This is a genomic window from Georgenia sp., assembly GCF_054605595.1.
Window position 1 is genome coordinate 3,438 of record NZ_JBTSDU010000183.1, and the last position, 966, is coordinate 4,403.

The window sequence follows — 966 nt, forward strand, 5'->3', positions numbered from 1 at the left end:
TCGATCGAGACCTCGACGCCGACGGTGCGCGAGGAGGGGTTGCCGCAGGAGATGTTGACCACGAGCTGCTCGATGGTCTCGCCCGCCATCTGCTCGGCCGCGTGGACGGCGTTGCGGATCGAGATTTCCGCCGCATCCATGTCGACGATGGCGCCGTTGCGCACCCCTTTCGCCATCTGGTGGCCGATGCCGATCACCCGGATGCCGCTGGACGCGTCCGCGCGCGCGATGAAGCAGCACAGCTTGGTGCTGCCCACGTCCAGCGCCGCGATGAGGCCGGTGCGAATCTTGCTCACGACGTCTGTTCCCCTCGTCCCCGAATCACGTTTCGTGGTCCTTGCCCGCGACACCCGGCCGGCGCACGGCCTTGGGCCGCGCCATCACCTCGGTCGGCAGCGTCACCACCAGCCGGTCCGGCAGCCGCAGATCGACGGCGGCCAGGTCGCGCTTGAGAATCCCTTGCGTCCGCTCGATATGGGCCAGGCGCGCCCACGCGCCGGCCGCGTCGTCCTCGGGCAGCTTCACTTCGATCGAATCGTCGAGCTGGACGTTCCAGCGCCGTCCGCCGACGCGCACGGCGGCGGTCACGCGGCGCGCCAGGTCGGGCTCGACCGCGATCGTGTCGAACAGCTCCTGGGCGTAGGCCGGCGCTTCCGGCCCGACCAGGAGGAGAAGGTTGCCGAAGCGGTCCAGGTTCTTGTCGGTCAGCACCACGCCCTCGGCATCGACCAGCATCACGCGCCCGTCGTGCTGCCAGAGGGCGAAGGGTTGGCGCTCGACGATGCGGACATAGATCGTGTCAGGCGTGCGGCGCTCGACCGCGGCCGACTGCACCCAGGGCAGCGCCTCCAGCCGCGCCTTGGCGGCGAACAGGTCGAAGCCGAACAGGGGCGTGCCGCGGCGCACCCGCAGCGCGGCCATGACCTCGTCCTTGCCGGCGTTCTCGCGCCCTTCCAGATAGACGTT

Annotated in this window: 2 protein-coding genes; both read right to left on the reverse strand. The window is 70.0% G+C overall.

The features are described 5' to 3' along the window. Nucleotides 1-296 (reverse strand): cell division FtsA domain-containing protein (locus tag ACYC1Z_RS14370; protein ID WP_461410202.1); only part of this gene is annotated, 296 nt, incomplete at its 3' end. A gap of 25 nt (nt 297-321) precedes the next feature. After that, a partial coding sequence (locus tag ACYC1Z_RS14375) for a cell division protein FtsQ/DivIB (protein WP_461410203.1) occupies nt 322-966 on the reverse strand: 645 nt, incomplete at its 5' end.